This is a genomic window from Parafrigoribacterium mesophilum (assembly GCF_039652555.1).
GTDB classification, from domain to species: Bacteria; Actinomycetota; Actinomycetes; order Actinomycetales; family Microbacteriaceae; genus Parafrigoribacterium; species Parafrigoribacterium mesophilum.
Genome location: NZ_JBDJAF010000031.1, coordinates 1 through 291, shown reverse-complemented (window position 1 = coordinate 291; position 291 = coordinate 1). Strand labels below are relative to the sequence as shown.

Below are 291 nucleotides of genomic sequence, written 5' to 3'. Positions count from 1 at the left end.
GCCTGCGCAGAAACTCGTGGTGCGCTTCGCGGGCCGTCCCGATCACCGTGGCACCGGAACTGTCATGACGACACCGGTTCTGGCGCCCGACGGCGTCCGATGCATGGTGATGCGGGGCGGCACCTCGAAGGGAGCCTATTTTCTCGCCGGTGATCTCCCCTCGGATCCCGCCGTGCGGGACGACCTGCTGGTGAACACGGCGGCGCCCGGTTCGAGGTCTTTGTAATGACGGAAAAAGTGCTCGATCACCGCGCGGGTGTGGGCGGGCACGTCGTCGATGTCGCGGATCGC

The 291-nt window shown here is 66.7% G+C and carries 1 protein-coding gene; it reads left to right on the top strand.

Annotated elements, in window-relative coordinates; all coding sequences use genetic code 11:
* Positions 1–226, top strand: a 226-nt coding sequence (locus tag ABFX56_RS15975) for a PrpF domain-containing protein (RefSeq protein ID WP_428834466.1), incomplete at its 5' end; no start/stop codon positions are given.
* Between the last annotated feature and the right edge of the window lie 65 nt (positions 227–291).